The organism is Pseudomonas sp. SWRI99 (assembly GCF_014270125.1).
Taxonomy (GTDB): domain Bacteria; phylum Pseudomonadota; class Gammaproteobacteria; order Pseudomonadales; family Pseudomonadaceae; genus Aquipseudomonas; species Aquipseudomonas hamedanensis.
Map to the genome: position 1 here is coordinate 69,739 of NZ_JABWQR010000002.1, position 18,424 is coordinate 88,162.

Sequence of the window (18,424 nt, forward strand, 5' to 3'; positions counted from 1 at the left end):
AATTTGCCATCACCCTGCCACCCCCGAAAAAACAAAGACTTAGCAGCACGTCCACCGTGAAAAAATGACGTCATAAAACCGGCTGTAGCGCGAAGCCGCGGGCCAGCGCCATGGAGCGCTTCAGCTCTGCACGCTTTCCAGCAATTCAACCAGCTCGTATTCCATAGAATCGGCCAGACTCAACCAGTCCTGACGCTCCTGACATTCGAGCATTTGCATCAGCACCTGCGCCCATGTCTGCTGAACATCGACAGATGAAGAGGACAGACATTGCTGGGCCTGTTCGAATACATCGACCATCGCAAGCGCCGCCTCAACGTCACGCCCCAGGCGAAACAAAGCCGCACATTGGCGACACTGATCCTGATTTTGACTCAGCGCGCTCATTGCACGAACTCCGGATTGAAGGCGGCCCCGGCGATCAACGCACCGGCGCGGCTGCTGTTGAAAAATTCGACCTGGGGATTCGCGGCAATATAACGCTCCAGTACGCACAGATAACCGCGAAAATTCAGCTGAGTGTTGACCCGCTGGCCATGGCCGTCACTCACCCAGTGCCGCGCTTGATTCACCGGTGGCCCCAGATCGCCATCGTCCCAGCCGGCATGGGTCTTGTTCATCGGGAAGGCGAAGTCAGCGCCGAACAGTGTGACACGCGCAGCGCCTATTTTCACTGCCAGATCCACCGCCGGGTGAATCACGCTGCCGCCGACGAGCAACTGGCCTCGCGGATATTGCTTGCGCAAATCCGCGTAGATCGGGCTTGCGGAATAGCCGCCGTAGCGTTTGCCTTTCCACGCGTTCAATACCGTCGGATCACTCATCGGCAGATACACCAGCGGGATGCCGTCGGACTCTTCAAAAGGCAGATGACGGAAACTGATGCGCTGGTCGATGCTCACCACCAGGTCCGGCGCAATACCGTGTTCGCGCAAGGGGCGATAAGCGGTGTCCACGCAAATGAACAATGGTCGCTCCGCCCGCTGGCGGATCGCTGCCAGACGTTCGAAATGTTGCTCCAGGCTCGGCCCGGTCGCAATCACATAGACCTCCCGGCCGGTGCAAGTGCCGAACAGCTGCGCCACATCTGCATCGCCGAGCAACACCGGCAGGCATTCTTGCAAACGCTGCTGAATGGCCGGTGACTGTGCATCGAATTCGCGGTTGTTGAATGTCAGGTGGATTTCATTGACCAGCCGATCACGGACCTTCGCATTGAAGTCGTCGGCCAGCAGTAGCTCGGCGGGCAAAGCAAAAAACGGCGTGAACAGGTCCGGGTGATCACCGGCATAGAACAACTCGATGCGCGGATCGTCCAGCCACTGGCGCTGATCGAGCAGTTGCAGCACCAGCGCGAACAACGCGCCGTTGAGGATGTGCACGTACAGCCGTTGCAATCCTGCGCGCTCCAGGAGCAGGCCGGGCAAATCGCCGAGGCCGGTGCCATAGACGTGCAGTTGCGCTTTATCGGGCAGGCTCGCCGCCTGAATTTGCGCTTCATGAAGACGGTCGTGGCGGCTGGTGAGTTGAATGCCGCCAACGCTCAGCGTCGAGCCCAGCCCTTGCACCAGTTCGGCCTGGACGGCCGCGCTGTCCTCAGCCATCAGTAGCTCGAACAGCGCCGGCCAGCGCCGCTGCAACACCTCGGCATTGGCTTGGAAAAACTCGCTCATGGTGCCCCGCGCTCCTTTCAGGCAAAAAAATAGCGTTCAAGGTTAACCTTGAACGCTATTTTTGTATCCGTGGTTTTTAACCCTGCTTACGGACGATAGATGATCGCCGAGCCCCACGACAGGCCGACGCCGAAACCGCTCAGCGCAATGCGCTGCCAGTCGGAGTCGAGCACGTGTTTTTCCAGCAGCAGCGGGATGCTCGACGACACGGTATTGCCGGTCTCGACCATGTCCTTGATGAACTTCTCCGGCTCGCCTTCGAAGCGCCGCGCCACGGCATCGACAATTGCCGCGCTGCCCTGGTGGATGCAGAACGCGTCGATGTCATCGGCCTTGAGGCCGGAATCATCGAGCAACTCGTGCAAGTGCGCCGGGACTTTCAGCAAAGCGAAGTTGAAGACCTGACGACCGTTCATGAAGAACACGCCGTTGCTGACCTTCAAGTGCGGCGCGCCGGAGCCGTCAGTGCCGAACTTGGCCTTGCCCAGCGCCCACGTCGGATTTTCGCCCATCCACGTTGCGGTGGCGGCATCGCCGAACAGCATGGTGGTGTTGCGGTCTTCCGGGTCAACGATTTTCGAGTACGGATCAGCGGTGATCAGCAGGCCGTTCTTCAGGCCGGCGGCTTCCATGAAGCCCTTGATCGCGTAGATGCCGTAGACGTAACCGGAGCAGCCCAGGGAAATGTCGAACGCTGCAACGTTGGTCGGCAGGCCGAGTTTGTCCTGAACGATGGCTGCGGTGTGCGGCAGGCCTTCTTCGTCACCGTTCTGGGTGACGACGATCAGCGCGTCGATCGATTCACGTTTCAGTTCAGGGTTGCTGGCAAACAGCGCATTGGCCGCTTCCACGCACAGATCGGAGGTTTCCTGCTCAGCGTCTTTACGCGGCAGGAACGCCGAACCGATCTTGCCAAGGATGAATTCTTCATCCTTCTCGAATTTTGCACCTTGTGCGTAATTGTCCACGCCGGCTACAGGAACGTAGCTCGCAATGCTTTTTATGCCAATCATTACGGCTTCCCAATAAAAAACAGCCCAAAACCACCGCTCGCAAGGATTCGAGGGGCGCCGACAAACAGAAAACGGCCGCCACAACGGGCAGCCACGGGAAGCGCAAAGGGCTATCACTGGAACCGAAAACGGGCCAGGCGCCATCTCCCCGGTCAATACAATACAGTGAAGATGCGCGTTATGACTCGCAGGTCACGCTATTTTGCCGAATCGATGGCAGATTGGCCTATTCGACCAGCGACCAGTCCAGCGGCGTGCCGCGCTTGATCGCGGTGCGTGCATGGCGACCCAAGACAGCTTCGGTGTGCTTGGGCGGCAGGCCGAGACCGGGCCGGATGGCGCGCAGATTGTCTGCAGTAAAGGGCTCACCGGCGACCATGTCGGCGGTGACGTACAGCGAGCGGCGATAGACCAGCGACTTGCGCTCGGCCTCGGTGACACCGTAATGCACCTGCCCGAGCGCCTGCCAGGCACGTTCGGTTTCGACGACCAGACTGGCCATTTCCGCCGGTTCCAGAGAAAAACTCGCGTCGACACCACCGGCCGAACGGTCGAGGGTGAAGTGTTTTTCCACCACGGTAGCCCCTAGCGCCACCGCCGCGACCGACACGCCAACGCCCATCGAATGATCCGACAGCCCCACCTCGCAACCAAACAACTCACGCAAATGCGGGATCGTGCGCACGTTGCTGTTGATTGGTGTAGCTGGATAGGTACTGGTGCATTTGAGCAAGACCAAGTCCTTGCACCCGGCCTCGCGTGCGGCGCGCACGGTTTCATCGAGTTCGGCGATGCTGGCCATGCCGGTGGAGATGATCAGCGGTTTGCCAGTAGCCGCCACACGACGAATCAACGGCAGGTCGGTGTTTTCGAAACTGGCGATCTTGTACGCCGGCACATCGAGGCTTTCGAGAAAATCCACTGCGCTGTCATCGAACGGCGTCGAGAACGCGAGCATCCCCAACTCTTTGGCCCGGGCGAAAATCGGCGCGTGCCACTCCCACGGCGTGTGGGCTTTTTCATAGAGGTCGTAGAGCGAAGTCCCGGCCCACAGACTGCCCGGATCCTTGATGAAGAATTCACCTTCGGCCAGGTCCAGGGTCATGGTCTCGGCGGTGTAGGTCTGCAATTTCAAGGCATGCGCGCCGGCCTTCGCGGCAGCCTCAACGATTTGCAGGGCCACGTCGAGCGACTGGTTATGATTGCCACTCATCTCGGCAATGATGAACGGCGGCGCATCGGCACCGATGGTGTGATGACCAATCTTGAAACTAGACATGCGGGTGATCCTTCAAAACACGGGTGAACGCGCAGGTCTCTTGAGTGAACCCGGCGTCGCGAAAAACTTTCATCGAAGACTGATTGGCCGGCACGACCCGGGCGCTGATGAGCGTCAGTTGCGGCCAATGTCTAACCACGAACGCCTCGCCACGACTCAGCAACGCCCGGCCCCAGCCGAGGCCGAAACGCCCTTGCAGCAGATAGATCGAAACTTCGGCTTCGAACCCGCGCAAGTCGTAGCGCAGCACCCCGACCGGGCCGTCGTCCGCCTCGGCAATCAGCAGCAGCCGCTGCGGATTGCGCAGACTCGCCGTCAGCCAGTTCACGTGTTGCGGCCAGTCGATGACGCCGGTTTCCAGTGACCAACGCCGCACCGGCTCGGCATTGCGCCCATCGAACAACAACTGCGCATCGTCCAGCGTTGCCGGGCGCAGCTTGAGCACCGCGCCAGCCAGTGCCGCCGCCACCCGTTCTGCACCGCGTCCGTCGACCAATTGCCGCGAGCGTTCGGCCAGACTCTGGCGCAGATAAAAATTGTTGGCGACGAAGCCGACCGCATCGCGCAACTGCGCAACGCTGACTTGCTCACGGGCGCCCAGAAAGACGTGCGCACCGGCGGCGGCCATGACTTCACCGTTGGCCTGCTGGTTGTTCGACACAGCGATGCAAATCGTCGGCAAGCCCAGCGCCGCGCGCTCCCAACTGGTGCCGCCGCCGGCGCCGATAAACAGATCCGCCTCAGCCATGCGCTGACGGAAATCGCTGACAAAACTGTGCAGGCGCCAGTTCGGCCGCGTCTCGGCCAACGCCTGCATCTGCGTCCACGCCGGGTTGTCGGCGCCAGCGACAAAATCAACCTGCAATTCAGTGAAATCAGACAGTGCCAACATCGCGTGATGGGTCTGCATCGCCGCATCGAACCCGCCGAAATTCACCAGTACCCGACGCGCCTTCGGCTTGATCTCGATGGCCGCGCAGTTGAACTCCTCACGCAGCATCGCGTAGCGCGGGCCGAGCAGGGTGCGACAGCTTTCGGGCAGCAGCGGCGCGTAGTGTTCGCTGAGACCGGACAGGTTCTGATTGAGCAGCAGATCAACGCTGTAACGCCGGGTGGCCAGATCGTCCACCGCGGCAATTCGGTGTGCCCAGCGTCGCGCGGCGGTTTGCCAGAGGTGATCGAGGCCATAGTGGTCGACGATGATCCAGTCGAACATGGCCTGCCCGTCCAGCACCAGGCCCAGGGCATCGATGTCGAACTGCCACGGCAACATCGCTTCGATGGCCTGCAGCGGGTCTTCATCGCGATAGCGCTCGGGCAGCGCGAAGGTCTCGAAACCCTCGGCTTTCAGGGCTTCGAGTCGATGCCCTGGCAAACGCCGACAGGCAAACGCGACGTGACTGCCCTGCCTGCGCAGCACGCGCGCCAAGGTCAGGCAGCGGGCAATGTGGCCGCTGCCAATGGTCGGCGAAGCGTCGGCGCGGATCAGTACTCTCATTGCAGTTCTCCGCCGGCCTTGAGCGCGGCGTACAGGTATTCGGCGCGCTTCCAGTCTTGCGGCGTGTCGATGTCTTGCACCAGATACCGCGGCAGAATCACCGGCAGGCTGGCTGGCGAATACAGTACATCACCGCGCAGCCACGCCTCGCTGCGGCCCCAATAAAACTGCCCGGCGTCCTGAAACGCCTCGGGCAAGTCCTGCGAGCGAGTGTTGCGAAACTCGGGATACAACGCGTGCAAGGCGCCCTGCCCGTCCAGGGTTAACGCCCGTTGCACCGGAAAAGCGAAATCGCAAACGGAGAAGGCAAATGATCGATCCGGATGTCGCTCCAGCAATTCGAAGCCCTGACGCAGATAGCGCGCCTGCAACAGCGGTGCAGTGGCGTAAATGCAGCAAGCGAAATCGAAGGACGGTAACTGCTGCAGTGCGTGCACGATGACCGCCGCAGTGCCGGTGAAGTCATCGGCCAGTGCTGCCGGACGCAAGAACGGCACCTGGGCACCGTGGGCTCGCGCAACGTCGGCAATCTCGACGTCGTCGGTGCTGACCACGACTCGTTCGAACAACCCCGAATCCAGCGCGGTTCGGATCGAGCGAACAATCATCGGCACGCCATCGAACGGCGACAGATTCTTGCGCGGGATGCGTTTGCTGCCCCCGCGTGCCGGAATGATTGCGACGTTGCTCAAGGGCGCTTTTCCAACAGAAACCAAGTGACATCATCCGCCGGGAATTGCCCGTCGCGGTGATAAACGAAACCATAGTCGAGCAGTTGCAGATCGGCGTAGCGATCAAGCATTTCCCCGGCGAAATCGCGCTTGAACAGCTTGCCGCTGTTGCCGCGATAGGACACTTCAACCGGTGCCGGATTGTAGTACTCGGCGATGAGAATATAGCGCTGACTCAGCTCGTAAAGCTGCGCATAGGCGCTCGGCAACAACCCCGGGGCCAGATGGATCAGCACGCCTTTGCTCAAGGTCAGGTCATAGCGGCGCTCGCGGGGAAAGTCCAACAGCGAGCCGTGCCAGATCTGTGCAATGTCCAGCGCCCGGGCCTGCGCACAGGCGCTTTCATTGATCTCCACACCGAACAGCTCACAGCGCGGCAGCAACTGATGCAGTGCCTGCAAATTGTTGCCGGCGTTGGTGCCCAGTTCCACCAGACTGTCGATGCGCCCGGCGCGGCTCAGCGCTTTGGCAAACAGCGCCAGATTGGCGGCCACCAGCGGTTGGCCGACGTTACGCTCGACGTACTGGTTGCCGAACTCACCCTGCCAGAATTTTTCCTGCTCGCTCAGTTCACGCATCACAGTCTCATTCATCGCCGCAGCGGTGGTCATTCGGTCAGTCGACGCAGTTGCTCGACTACATGATCCTGCTGCTCATCACTGAGCAACGGGTACAGCGGCAAACTGATCGCTTCGGCGTAATAGCGCTCGGCCTCGGGGAAATCGCCTTCAGCAAACCCCAGATCACGATAGTAAGGCTGCAAGTGCACGGGAATGTAGTGCAGATTGACGCCCACGCCGGCGCTGCGCAAACCTTCGAACACCTGACGATGACTGAGGTTGCAGCGCTCGGCCTGCACGCGCACCACGTACAGATGCCACGCCGACTCGGCCTCTGGTTGTGCGCTTGGCAAGGTCAGCGGCAAGTACGCCAGCAACTGATCGTAACGCGCCGCCAGTTCGCGGCGCCGGCCGATGAAATCGTCCAGCTTGCTCAGTTGTGACAAGCCCAACGCCGCTTGCAAATCGGTGATCCGGTAATTGAAACCCAGCTCGATCTGTTGGTAATACCACGATCCGTGGCTGGGCTCGGTCATCTGTTGCGGATCGCGGGTCATGCCGTGGCTGCGCAGGCGTCGCAGACGCTCGGCCAGCGCCGGGCGATTGGTCAGGACCATGCCGCCCTCGGCGCTGGTGATGATTTTCACCGGATGAAAACTGAACACCGTCATCGCCGCAAATTCGCCGCAGCCGACCGGGCGCCCGGCGTAGCTCGCGCCCACCGCGTGCGAGGCATCTTCGATCACTGTGAAGTTGTAGCGCTCGGCCAGTTCGGCAATCTTGCGCAGGTCACAGCTCTGCCCGGAAAACGCCACCGCGACGAGGACTTTAGGCAGCGTGCCGTCGCGCTCGGCCTGTTCGAGCCTGGCCTGGAGAGCGTAGGCGTCGAGGTTCCAGGTCAACGGATCGATGTCGACGAAATCAACGTCAGCGCCGCAATAGCGCCCGCAATTGGCCGAGGCGAGAAACGTATTCGGCGAAGTCCACAAACGATCGCCCGGCCCCAGGCCCGCAGCCAGACAGGCAATGTGCAATGCCGCCGTGGCATTGCACACCGCCACGGCAAAATCGGCCTGACAGCGCTCGGCCATCGCCTGCTCGAAACGCTCGATGGTCGGCCCTTGGGTCAGCCAGTCCGATTGCAGCACCTCGACCACCGCGTCGATGTCCGCCTGATCGAGGCTTTGCCGACCGTAGGGAATCATACCGAGAGCTTCGCATGAAGATCGGCGATCTGCCCCACCGAAAGAAAATGCGGATTGGTGTCGGAGCGATATTCGAAATCTTCGCTCACCGCACGACCACGTTCACCGAGTTTGTCGACAGCAAAATCGACATCGACGCTGGTAAAGCGAATCGACGGCTGAATGGTGTAGTGGTCGTCAAACTCGAGGGTCATCCGCGCATCGTCCAGCGGCACCATCAGCTCATGCAGCTTTTCGCCGGGACGAATGCCGACGTTTTTGTGCGGCAGATGTTCAGCCATGCCGCGCGCCAGATCGACAATGCGGATCGACGGAATCTTCGGCACAAACACTTCGCCGCCGTGCATCCGCGCAAAGCTGTCGAGCACGAACTGCACGCCGTGATCCAGAGTGATCCAGAACCGCGTCATGCGTTCGTCGGTGATCGGCAGCTCTTGCGCGCCGTCGGCGATCAGCTTGCTGAAAAACGGCACCACAGAACCACGCGAGCCGGCGACATTGCCGTAGCGCACCACGGCAAACCGGGTCTGCTGCTCGCCGGCAATGTTGTTGGCCGCAACGAACAGTTTGTCCGAGAGCAACTTGGTCGCGCCGTACAGATTGATCGGGCTGGCGGCCTTGTCGGTGGACAAGGCCACGACTTTTTTCACACCGTTGTCGATAGCGGCGGCGATGATGTTTTCCGCACCGTTGACGTTGGTGCGGATGCATTCGGTGGGGTTGTATTCCGCCGCCGGCACTTGCTTGAGCGCAGCGGCATGCACCACGTAATCGATACCGCGCATGGCCTGACGCAAGCGATCGGCATCACGCACATCACCGATGAAATAACGCATGCACGGCGCGTTGAACGTTTGCTGCATTTCGTACTGCTTCAGCTCGTCTCGGGAGAACACCACCACGCGCTTGGGCTGGTATTGCTCCAGCAAGCGACGGATGAAATTGCGCCCGAACGAGCCGGTGCCGCCGGAGATGAAAATCGATTTACCGTTGAACATTTTTTGAATCCCGTCCCTGTCGCCAGGCTTAAGCGAGCAACTTTGCCCAGTCCAGTGAAGCGCTGTCATCGAGCACAAAACCGTTACCGTTCAGGCTCAGGTTCGCGTTATAGGCCTGATCCTGAACGAATGCCGCCGCCCATTTTTTTCGCAACGCCGCCAAGGCGTGCGACGCGTCAGGCATTCCACCCTTGTGAATGACTTGCACCGCTGGCGTCCACACGGTGAGATAGCCAGCCTGCCCAGCGCTCAGACACAAATCGACATCGCTGAAGCCCTCGGCAAAAGTGCTCTCGTCCAGACCGCCAAGTGCGTCGTACAGCTCTTTGCGGACCATCAGGCACACGCTCGATACCGCCGAGTAGTTCTGCTCCACCGCCAGGCGATGCAGGTAACCATCGGCATCATGCTTCTCGCCGACAAAGGCCGAACCGACCCCGCCGTTCATGCCCAGGATCAAGCCCGCCTGGCTGATTTTGCGATCACGGTCGATCAGTTTTGGACCCACCACGCCGACTTCCGGACGCAGGGCATGGTTGAGCAAAGAGTCCAGCCAGTTCGGATTGACCACTTCAGCGTCGGCGGCAAGCAGCACCAGGTACTCGCCCTGCGCCTGACGACTGGCCGCGTTGAATAAAGCCGTTTCGCCCAACGTCCGATCAGTGCGCAGCACCTGGACTTTTGAGTGCCGATAGGTGCCGAGCCAGTCATTGACCTCAGCCGTCTGATCCGCAGCAGTGGCGATCAGCACTTCATAGTGATGATAACGGGTACGCAGCAACACGCCTTCAAGGCAACGTTGCAGCACCGCCAGATCGTTGCCGGCCGGAATAATGATCGACACCAGCGGACGATCACTGTGGTGGTAGTCGATCTGGTAAACGCCGGGAACCGCCGACGTCACTTTGGCCTTGTAGCCGCGATTGCCCAGATGCCGCAGCAGCGCCAGACGCTCGTCAGGATTTTCAACCAGCTCTGGCGTCTGGGTAATCAGCAGCGGCTCGTCGAGGTGCGCCAGGCTGTTGAGGCCGTGTTCTTCGATGAGGCGCAACAGCACATCGAATTCCAGTGCCTGATTGAAGTCCGCGCGGTAGCCGCCGATCTCCACCAGCGCATCGCGACGCACCAGCCAGTGCCGCGCCATCAGCGTTGGCAGGCTCAGCAGCAGGTCAAGGTTGAAGCCGGGACGGAACACGTCGGTCAGCGCCCCGTTTTGCTGGCGCTGGATTTCGTCCGTGGACACCGCGCGGCAATCGCCAGCGTTCATGAGCTCCAGACTCGCACGCAACAGGCCGCTGGCGGTGAACTCATCGCCAGCCTCAGCCAGCAGCAGCCAGTCGCATGGCGATTGACGCGCGCTTTGATTGAGCTTGTCGACCAGATTGTCCGGCGTCACGCGGACAAAGTGCAGGATGTTCTGCGCCGTGGTTGCGGCTGGCGCTTCGCCGGTGGTGAACACGACAATCCGGAAAGCCTTGCATGGCCCTTCCAGCAAGCTGTCGAGCGAGACCTGCAACTTATCGATGTTGTCGTCCAGATCCAGCAGGAAAATTCCGAACTGCGGGCCACCGCCATTCTCCGCCAGATGTTGGTTGATCGCCTCGACCTGGTTGCCCGGCTCGCGTGCGGCCAGCCATTTGAGCAGGCGACCGGACTGCATCCTGTCCATCACCGCATGATGGTCATCGACGGTCAACGCTTCGAGGCGCTCGATCCATGCCTGTATGGCTTGCGCCTCTTCGGCTTGCCCCATTGACGTGAGTTGCGCCACCAGCCGTTTGACCACGGTACGGTTGAACGCGTTGAGATCATGGGCCTGCCACAGACGGTCGAGCACACTTTCCGGCGTGTCGTTGTTGCGTGCTTGCAGCAAGTGCGCCTGACGGGTCCAGATGCCCTCCAGACCTTCGAGCTGAATGCGCCCCGCCGGCATGGCGTGCAGCATGAATTCGAACTGCGCGAGGCGGTCGAAGAACGCCTCGTTGTAAAACGGCATTTCCACGTATTGCAACGGTCCGAAGCGACGATCCGGATGTTTGAGTTCCTGATTCCAGGTGGACTGAATGATCAGTTCCGCGGTCAGCGCCCGGCCCGACTGCAGACTGTCGACCATCGCTTCGAAACTTCGCAAGGCAAGCGCCTTGCCCTGCTCGGCGTCGAGCCCCTTGATCTGGGTCGGCAGCCCCGCGAGGAACTGTGCGAATGCTTCGCGCTCGGCCAGTGACTTGGCATCGACGTAGGTCAGCGAGTGATACACCTCGGTGCTGTGTTCGGATGCTCCGTAGTTGATCTCCCGCACCACATAAGGCATCGGCAGAATCCGCGCCTTGGCACTGGCGAGCAGGAAATACACATGGCCGATTTCCTGCCACTGGAAGCTGGTGCCTGGCGGCAACGCCGAGTGCCAGGTCTTCATCAAGTCAGTCCGGGTCACCGCATAGAACGGCGGAATGTACTGGCTCATGTAATCGATGACCCGCTCCTCAGCCTGTTCGGAGCAATAGTCTTCCTGGACCTTCTTGTCGCGGCGGTAGTAGCTGACGCCACCAGCCAGCGCCAGGTACATCAGGCAATAGCCGTGGCACATGCCGTAATCCGGGTTGGCTTGCAGGAAACCGACCGATTCGGTCAGTGAGTCGTGCAGGATGAAGTCATCATCAGCCGCCAAAACCATGTACGGCGTGGTCAGTTGCTCGACGCCATAAGCCAGTTTGGCCTGCATGCCCCAGTACGCGAACTGCGGAACATGATGATAATCGACAGCGGAAAAATCGCCTTCCGGACGTTCCGGCGTGGAGTCCAGCACCATGATTTTGCAGGGCAGACTGCTGTAGTACTTCACCGCCCGGCGCAGGAACGCCGGCCGATTGTGCGTAATCAGCACTACGGTCAACAGCTCGTTGAGCGGTAGCGCCAGTTCAGAACTGTACTTGCCTTGCATAACTTCTCTCCACAACCGGCGACTCGCCGAAACAACGCTGAGTAATGTTGCGAATTAACGGACGCGACGCAGATAACCGTCCGGCGCCACGGTGATCAGCAGTTTGTTCTGCAACTGCTGGTCGATTTCAAAATCCTGGTTCTCTTCCAGGTATTTCCAGACGGCGGTTTTCGGGTTGTCGCCCGGGCCCCACGGACGATCCGGGAAGAAATCGGCCGGCATGTCTTCGACCACGGTGTCCATCACTACGCAATAGCTGCCCACCGACACCAGCGGTGCGTACAGACGCAGCTCTTCCAACACGTGATCGTGAGTGTGATTGGAGTCGAGGACCAAAATGACTTTCTTGCCTTTGGCCGCGGCCTGCACCTGAGCGGCAATGTCGGCGTCGATGCTCGAACCTTCGATCATCTTGATGCGCTTGGCCATCGGGTGGCTTTCAATCGCTTCGCGGTTGTGCGGGCGAATGTCAAGATCGATGCCCAGCACTTCGCCGTGGCCTTGCAGCTCCAGCAACGAGGCGTAGTAAATAATCGAACCGCCGTGGGCGATGCCGCATTCGATGACCAGGTCCGGTTTAACCTGCCAGATGATCTCCTGCATCGCCATCATGTCTTGTGGCAGCTGAATGATCGGACGGCCCATCCACGAGAAGTGGTAGCTGTATTTGTGTTTGGCCGATTCGTTGAAGAAATCCCGGGCCAGGCCGGTCAGTTTCTGATCGTCACCTTGTTGGGCGATCTGCTCGCGGCACTCGGCTTCGAAAGCCTGGTTGATGCTGTTGTCGGTCATGTTGGTCATCTCAAGGGTCACTGGAACGAAGCGCTGTCGACGGCGTGATAGACGTAGCGTCCACCGGTCATCCGCTTGATCTCTTCGAGGTAATTGGAATTCATTACAAACAGATTGGCGCCTTCAGGCAGCGCGTCCATCGCCTCCTGCGGCGATGACACCCGCGCACCGCTCAACGGCAGATATCGCCCCTGCTTGGCCGGGTTGATATCGACCACGCGATCGACTGCGACACCGGCGCGTTGCAGGAACAGCGAGTAGATCACGCCTTTGGACGAGGCGCCCCAGATCGCCGAACCCTGCTCGGGGGCGGACTGAATGATCTGCACCGCGCGGTCGAGGCTGGCGGTGAAGCCGTCCGGCAACGTCAGGCGCGGCACCGTTTGCTGCGGAGTCAGGCGCAAGGTTGCCAGGTCAGCGACGATGTACAGGTATTGGCCGCCAAACAGATGACCAGCCTCGTGCACGCTGCCGAACAGACGGCGCAGGTCATCGAGGCGGAAGTAATTGACGTGCTCATAGAACAGGTCGAACCAGGCCTTGTGTTCGAGAATCCAGTCGAAGCACGGCACCTCGATGTAGATCTGCCCGCCTTGATTGGCCTCGGCGATCACGGCGAGGAAGCTCACCGGGTCCTGGATATGCTCCAGCACATGGCGCAGAACAATGGCATCGGCAGCCAGCCCCAGGCCACGGGTGAACGGTGCCTTGATCACGTCGGCGCTCTCGCCTTCGTAAGCAGGGTCAATGCCGGTGATCGAATAGCCCAGGCCCTTGAGCAGCTCGAGAAAATAGCCCTTGCCGCAACCGACCTCGATCAGTTCCTGGCCCTTGAAGTGCCTGGCGATAATGCCTTCGACGTCATTCAAGTGCTTCTGGAACTGGCCGGAATGCGCCTGCTCGTTCTGGTAATCGGCGTCGTAGTTGAGCTTGTCGGCATCGAACGCGGCATTGAAGATCAGGCCGCTGTGCGCGTCCTGCACCAACAGCATGTCGGCACTCGCCGACGCCTGCGCCGAATCCGCGTCGGCAAAGGTGCGATTCTGCAACACCGGCAGGTCGGCGACCCGATACAACTCGTGCCTCATTGCGGCTCTCCCAGTAACTGTTGCAAGCGCTCGGTCACCGCCCAGAACGCCAGCGGTTCGTGGCTCGGATAAGGGTAATGACCAAGATTCAATTCGATCGTCGCGTCGCGTTCGCGTAGACGCTGCTCAACCAGCGCGCGCACCGAAACCGCATGGCCGCTGGCGCAGTTGATTACGCCGCTGAAATGCTGTTTTTGCACGATTGCAGCGAGGTAACCGGCTGCCTTTTCGATCGGCAGAAAATCACGCAATTGCTCTCCGGCCGACATGTTGAATGACGGCTCAGCGGCATCGATCGCCCGGTCCAGTGCCGCGAGCAGGCTGTTGGGGTTCTGTCCTTCGCCGTGCAAATAGAACAACCGCGCCCATTGCAGGGTGAACGGCCGTTCCTGCTGCAGATTCTGCAGAAACAGGTGCAGCGTATGTTTCGCCAGACCGTACGGATTACTCGGGCGTGGCTCGGTTGTTTCACTGAGCGGGCCGCTTTGCATGCCATATTCGAAGCAGGTGCCGGTCACCAGAACCTGCTTTACGCCGGCCTCGACCGCGCTTTTGATAAAGCGATAATCGGCCATCAGGTTGTGCTCGAAATGGAACAGCGCCCGATAGTTCGGCAAACCCGGCCAGGCCAGATGCGCCAAGGCTTCGATGCCAGCGGTCAACGCGTCGACATCAAGATCGGCAGCATGAATATCTGCGGCAATGAACTCGACGTCGTTAATCCACGGCATGCCTTGCGCGGTTTGCGCATTACGCGCCACCGCGCGCACTTCGCAGCCGCGTGCCAGCAACGCGGCAACCAGATGCCGACCGACAAACCCCGTGGCGCCCGTGACCAGAACCTTCACAGCACTTTCAACTCAGGCACTGCAATGACGAAGCGCCCGTCCCACTGACGCACTTGCGCCAATTGCTGACTGACTTCGTGCAGCAGGTTCCACGGCAGTACCAGCACGTAATCCGGTTTTTCGATATCGATCTGCGCCGGCGCCACGATCGGAATGCGGCTGCCAGGCAAAAACTTGCCCTGCTTGTGCGGGTTGGCATCGGCCACCCATGCGAGCAGGTCCGGTTTGACCCCGGCGTAGTTGAGCAAGGTGTTGCCCTTGGCTGCCGCGCCGTAACCGACCACCCGTTTGCCGTCAGCCTTGGCCTGCAACAGGAAGCGCAGCAGGTCATGCTTGATCCGCTCAGCGGCGGGAGCGAGGGTCGCGTAGTACCCGGTGGTTTTCACTCCAGCATCGAATTCGGCCTGGAGCTGCCGAGAAACCGCAGGCTGTACCGGACGGCGCTCACCGTCCTTGCGCTGGACAAACACCCTCAGCGAGCCACCATGGGTGCTCAACTGGCTGACGTCGAAGACTTCCAGGCCATTGCGCTCGCACAAAGTCTGCACGGCGGTCAGCGACAGGTAGGAATAGTGTTCGTGATACAGCGTGTCGAACTGTGCGCCGGCCATCAGCGTCAGCAATTGCGGAAATTCGAAGGTAGCAACGCCGCTCGGCTTGAGCAGCGTGGCAAAACCGCCGAGGAAATCGTTGATGTCCGGCACATGTGCAAGCACGTTGTTGGCGGCCATCAAGTCAGCGGCCCAGCCTTCACTGCGCAGTTGCGTGGCCGTATTGCGGCCGAAAAACAACTCACGAATCTCCAGACCTTTTTCCCGTGCTGCTTGCGCAGTGCTGCGGGTCGGCTCGACGCCCAGGCACGGGATGCCGCGAGCGGCCACGTATTGCAGCAAATAGCCGTCGTTGGCGGCGACTTCGACAACGCGACTGTCGGCGTTGAGGCCGAAGCGCTCGACCATGTCCGCAATGTAGCGCTCAGCATGGGCCAGCCAAGTGCTGGAAAACGAACTGAAATAGGCGTACTCGGCATCGAACAGGCTATCGGCGCTGGTGTAGTCCTCGGTCTGTACCAGCCAGCATTGCTGGCACACGGCGACTTTGAGCGGCACCCATTGCTCGGCCTGCTCCAGACGATCGGCATGCACGTAGGCGTTGGACGGCGGCGAAGTGCCGAGGTCGATCAGCGGCAAGCTCAGCGGTGCGGCGCACCCACGGCAGTTCATAGACGCACTCCAGCGAAGTGTTGATCGAGCGCGGGATGGCTGGAATCCCGCGCTGACAAATTATTGACAGGCAGCGGCCAGGCAATCGCCAGCCGCGGATCGTTCACCGACAGCCCGCCCTCATGCTCCGGCGCGTAATCGGCGCTGTGCAGGTAAAGCAGTTCGGCGTCTTCAGTCAGTGTCTGAAAACCATGGGCAAAACCGGCAGGAATCAACAGACTGCGGCCATCCCCAGCCTTCAGATGCTCGGCATGCCAGTGCAGAAACGTCTCTGAATCCGGGCGCAAATCCACCGCCACGTCCCAGACTTCGCCGCGCAGGCAGGTGATCAGTTTGGCTTCCGGGGCGTTGGCATTCTGGTAATGCAGCCCACGCACACTGCCCTTCTCGCGCGTGCAGGAATGGTTGATCTGGCGGATATGAAACTCGCTGCCGAATGCACTCAGACTGCCCTCGCAGAACAGCCGGGCGAAATGCCCGCGCTGGTCTTCGAAACGTTTATGCCGGACGTTGAACAGCCCGGCCAGTGGCAACGCCTCAAGGGAGAGCTCGCTCACAGCGCGCCTCGGTACAGTTTCAGCTGGCCGAGGGTGACGTTGCGCATGTCATCGCCGTTCTGCCACGCCAGATGCCAGTCGAGGGTCTGCGTCAGGCATTGCTGCAAGGTCCAGCGTGGCTGCCAGCCGAGCAACTGGCGGGCGCGGCTGCTGTCCAGACGCAGCAGGCCGGCTTCATGCAGTTCGCTTTTTTCGATGCGCAGACCACGTGCCTGCGGCCAGCGGCTGGCGAGCAATTCGACGACTTCGCCGACGCTGCACATATCCGCTTCACCCGGGCCGAAGTTCCACGCGCCGGCGTACTCCGGGCCTTGCTCATAAAGGCCTGCGGCCAACTGCAGGTAACCGGCCAGCGGTTCAAGGGCGTGCTGCCATGGGCGCACCGCTTGCGGGTAACGCAGGGTCACCGGCTCGTCTGCACTCCAGGCTTTGAGCACGTCGGGAATCAGGCGCTCCGGGGCAAAATCACCGCCGCCCAGCACGTTGCCAGCACGCGCGGTGGCCAAGGCCAGCCCGTGTTCGGCGTGCTTGTCTGCCGGGAAGAACGAAGCGGCATAGGACTGCGCCAACAGCTCGCAGCAAGCCTTGCTGCTGCTGTAAGGATCATGACCACCGAGCGCTTCGTCTTCGCGGTACGGCCACAGCCATTCCTTGTTGGCGTAGACCTTGTCGGTAGTCACGAGCACGCAGGCGCGCACACCACCGACCTGACGAATCGCCTCAAGCAGGTTCAGCGTGCCCATGACGTTGCTGGAGTACGTACCGAGCGGATCGCGATAGCCCTCACGCACCAAGGGTTGGGCGGCCAGGTGCAGAACGATCTCCGGCTCGGTCTCGGCGATGATTTCCAGCAAGGCGCCGAGGTCACGCAGATCGCCGCGCTGATCGTTGATGCCCTCGTTGACCCGCGCCAGTTGGAACAGGCTCGGTTCGGTCGACGGGTCGAGGGAAAAACCGCTGACTTGCGCGCCAAGGCTTTGCAGCCACAGGGTCAGCCAGCTGCCTTTGAAACCGGTGTGTCCAGTGACGAGAACGCGTTTGCCGCGCCAGAAATCCGCACTCAGGCCCATTGCTTCCATGGGGCCTCCCCGCTCTGCCACAGCGCTTCGAGATGGTTCTTGTCACGCAGGGTGTCCATCGGATGCCAGAAACCTTCGTGTTCGAAGGCTTTCAACTGTTCGTCCGCGGCCAGACGCGCCAACGGCTCGGCTTCCCAGGTGGTGGCGTCATCGGCGATGTACGGCAACACCTTTGGCGAGAGCACGAAGAAGCCGCCGTTGATCCAGCCGCCATCGCCGCGGGGTTTTTCGGTGAAGCCCAGCACTTGATCGCCTTGACGCTCAAGGGCGCCGTAACGGCCCGGCGGCTGCACAGCGGTAACGGTCGCCAGACGCCCGTGAGCTTTGTGATAGGCGACCAGTTGAGCAATGTTGATATCGGAAACGCCATCGCCGTAGGTGAAGCAGAACGCCTCTTCATCCTGCAAGTACCGGCCGGCGCGCAACAGACGGCCGCCGGTCATGGTTTCCTCACCGGTGTCGATCAGGGTGACGCTCCACGGCTCGCTGTAGTTCTGGTGCACATCCATGCGGTTTTCGCGCATGTTGAAGGTGACGTCAGAGGTATGCAGGAAGTAATTGGCGAAGAAGTCCTTGATCGCATACCCCTTGTAGCCCAGGCAAATGACGAAGTCGTGGATTCCATGGGCGGAATACTGCTTCATGATGTGCCAGAGAATTGGCTTGCCGCCGATCTCGATCATCGGCTTGGGCTTGAGGTGCGACTCTTCACTGATGCGCGTGCCGAGGCCACCCGCCAAAATTACTGCCTTCATCGTCTCCCCTCTTGTTCTTCACCGGGCTGCGCATGGCTTTGTTAAGCGTTGCGGGCCTTGCGGCTACACCTTCTGCCGTTCCGGGCGCGGGTGCAGTGACCGCGGGCGCTCGTTTTATGGCGATTTACAAGGGACTTGCAGGAAACGCGCCAGCTCCATGAGCCCGGCGTCAACTACGTTATGA

At 60.6% G+C, this 18,424-nt stretch carries 17 protein-coding genes; all 17 read right to left on the reverse strand.

The features are described 5' to 3' along the window. Nucleotides 1-120 precede the first annotated feature (120 nt). The 17 genes from HU743_RS01960 to rfbF all read right to left on the reverse strand — a co-directional run bounded on the left by HU743_RS01960 (nucleotide 121) and on the right by rfbF (nucleotide 18,240). The gene (locus tag HU743_RS01960) at nucleotides 121-387 is read right to left on the reverse strand and encodes a hypothetical protein (protein ID WP_186636621.1); all 267 of its coding nucleotides are present in this window, start codon (nucleotides 385-387) and stop codon (nucleotides 121-123) included. Continuing rightward, nucleotides 384-1,673, reverse strand: coding sequence for a 6-hydroxymethylpterin diphosphokinase MptE-like protein (locus HU743_RS01965; protein ID WP_186646540.1), 1,290 nt, complete (start codon nucleotides 1,671-1,673; stop codon nucleotides 384-386). Before HU743_RS01965 ends, HU743_RS01960 begins: the two co-directional genes overlap by 4 nt. Before the next feature lie 86 nt (nucleotides 1,674-1,759). Further along, a complete protein-coding gene (locus tag HU743_RS01970) occupies nucleotides 1,760-2,686 on the reverse strand; it encodes a ketoacyl-ACP synthase III (protein WP_186550732.1) in 927 nt (308 codons plus the stop codon). Nucleotides 2,687-2,912: 226 nt separating this feature from the next. Further along, nucleotides 2,913-3,965 carry a pseudaminic acid synthase gene (gene pseI, locus HU743_RS01975; RefSeq protein WP_186646547.1) on the reverse strand — a complete coding sequence of 351 codons (1,053 nt, stop codon included), beginning with the start codon at nucleotides 3,963-3,965 and terminating at the stop codon, nucleotides 2,913-2,915. After that, nucleotides 3,958-5,463, reverse strand: coding sequence for a UDP-2,4-diacetamido-2,4,6-trideoxy-beta-L-altropyranose hydrolase (pseG, locus tag HU743_RS01980; protein WP_186646554.1), 1,506 nt, complete (start codon nucleotides 5,461-5,463; stop codon nucleotides 3,958-3,960). Before pseG ends, pseI begins: the two co-directional genes overlap by 8 nt. Beyond that, a complete protein-coding gene (gene pseF, locus HU743_RS01985) occupies nucleotides 5,460-6,155 on the reverse strand; it encodes a pseudaminic acid cytidylyltransferase (protein ID WP_186646556.1) in 696 nt (231 codons plus the stop codon). Before pseF ends, pseG begins: the two co-directional genes overlap by 4 nt. After that, nucleotides 6,152-6,772: a pseudaminic acid biosynthesis-associated methylase gene (locus tag HU743_RS01990; protein WP_186646559.1), complete on the reverse strand. Its 621-nt coding sequence runs from the start codon at nucleotides 6,770-6,772 to the stop codon at nucleotides 6,152-6,154. The genes pseF and HU743_RS01990 overlap by 4 nt, the downstream gene beginning before the upstream one ends. A 29-nt stretch (nucleotides 6,773-6,801) precedes the next feature. Next, the gene (gene pseC, locus HU743_RS01995; protein ID WP_186646566.1) at nucleotides 6,802-7,959 is read right to left on the reverse strand and encodes a UDP-4-amino-4,6-dideoxy-N-acetyl-beta-L-altrosamine transaminase; all 1,158 of its coding nucleotides are present in this window, start codon (nucleotides 7,957-7,959) and stop codon (nucleotides 6,802-6,804) included. After that, entirely contained in the window at nucleotides 7,956-8,957 is a 1,002-nt protein-coding gene (pseB, locus tag HU743_RS02000) for a UDP-N-acetylglucosamine 4,6-dehydratase (inverting) (RefSeq protein ID WP_186646569.1), read from the reverse strand. The genes pseC and pseB overlap by 4 nt, the downstream gene beginning before the upstream one ends. 28 nt (nucleotides 8,958-8,985) lie before the next feature. Further along, complete coding sequence (locus HU743_RS02005; protein ID WP_186646571.1) at nucleotides 8,986-11,898, reverse strand: TIGR00180 family glycosyltransferase; 2,913 nt, start codon at nucleotides 11,896-11,898, stop codon at nucleotides 8,986-8,988. A 54-nt stretch (nucleotides 11,899-11,952) separates the two neighbouring features. Continuing rightward, a complete protein-coding gene (locus HU743_RS02010) occupies nucleotides 11,953-12,690 on the reverse strand; it encodes a cephalosporin hydroxylase family protein (RefSeq protein ID WP_186646573.1) in 738 nt (245 codons plus the stop codon). Nucleotides 12,691-12,707: 17 nt separating this feature from the next. Next, the gene (locus HU743_RS02015) at nucleotides 12,708-13,778 is read right to left on the reverse strand and encodes a class I SAM-dependent methyltransferase (RefSeq protein WP_186646575.1); all 1,071 of its coding nucleotides are present in this window, start codon (nucleotides 13,776-13,778) and stop codon (nucleotides 12,708-12,710) included. Next, nucleotides 13,775-14,626: an NAD-dependent epimerase/dehydratase family protein gene (locus tag HU743_RS02020; RefSeq protein WP_186646577.1), complete on the reverse strand. Its 852-nt coding sequence runs from the start codon at nucleotides 14,624-14,626 to the stop codon at nucleotides 13,775-13,777. The genes HU743_RS02015 and HU743_RS02020 overlap by 4 nt, the downstream gene beginning before the upstream one ends. Beyond that, nucleotides 14,623-15,849, reverse strand: coding sequence for a class I SAM-dependent methyltransferase (locus tag HU743_RS02025; RefSeq protein ID WP_186646578.1), 1,227 nt, complete (start codon nucleotides 15,847-15,849; stop codon nucleotides 14,623-14,625). The genes HU743_RS02020 and HU743_RS02025 overlap by 4 nt, the downstream gene beginning before the upstream one ends. Next, complete coding sequence (gene rfbC / locus HU743_RS02030) at nucleotides 15,846-16,406, reverse strand: dTDP-4-dehydrorhamnose 3,5-epimerase family protein (RefSeq protein WP_186646580.1); 561 nt, start codon at nucleotides 16,404-16,406, stop codon at nucleotides 15,846-15,848. Before rfbC ends, HU743_RS02025 begins: the two co-directional genes overlap by 4 nt. Next, nucleotides 16,403-17,485, reverse strand: a complete 1,083-nt coding sequence (gene rfbG, locus HU743_RS02035) for a CDP-glucose 4,6-dehydratase (RefSeq protein WP_186636566.1) — start codon at nucleotides 17,483-17,485, stop codon at nucleotides 16,403-16,405. Before rfbG ends, rfbC begins: the two co-directional genes overlap by 4 nt. Continuing rightward, nucleotides 17,467-18,240: a glucose-1-phosphate cytidylyltransferase gene (rfbF, locus tag HU743_RS02040; RefSeq protein ID WP_186646582.1), complete on the reverse strand. Its 774-nt coding sequence runs from the start codon at nucleotides 18,238-18,240 to the stop codon at nucleotides 17,467-17,469. The genes rfbG and rfbF overlap by 19 nt, the downstream gene beginning before the upstream one ends. Nucleotides 18,241-18,424 lie beyond the last annotated feature (184 nt).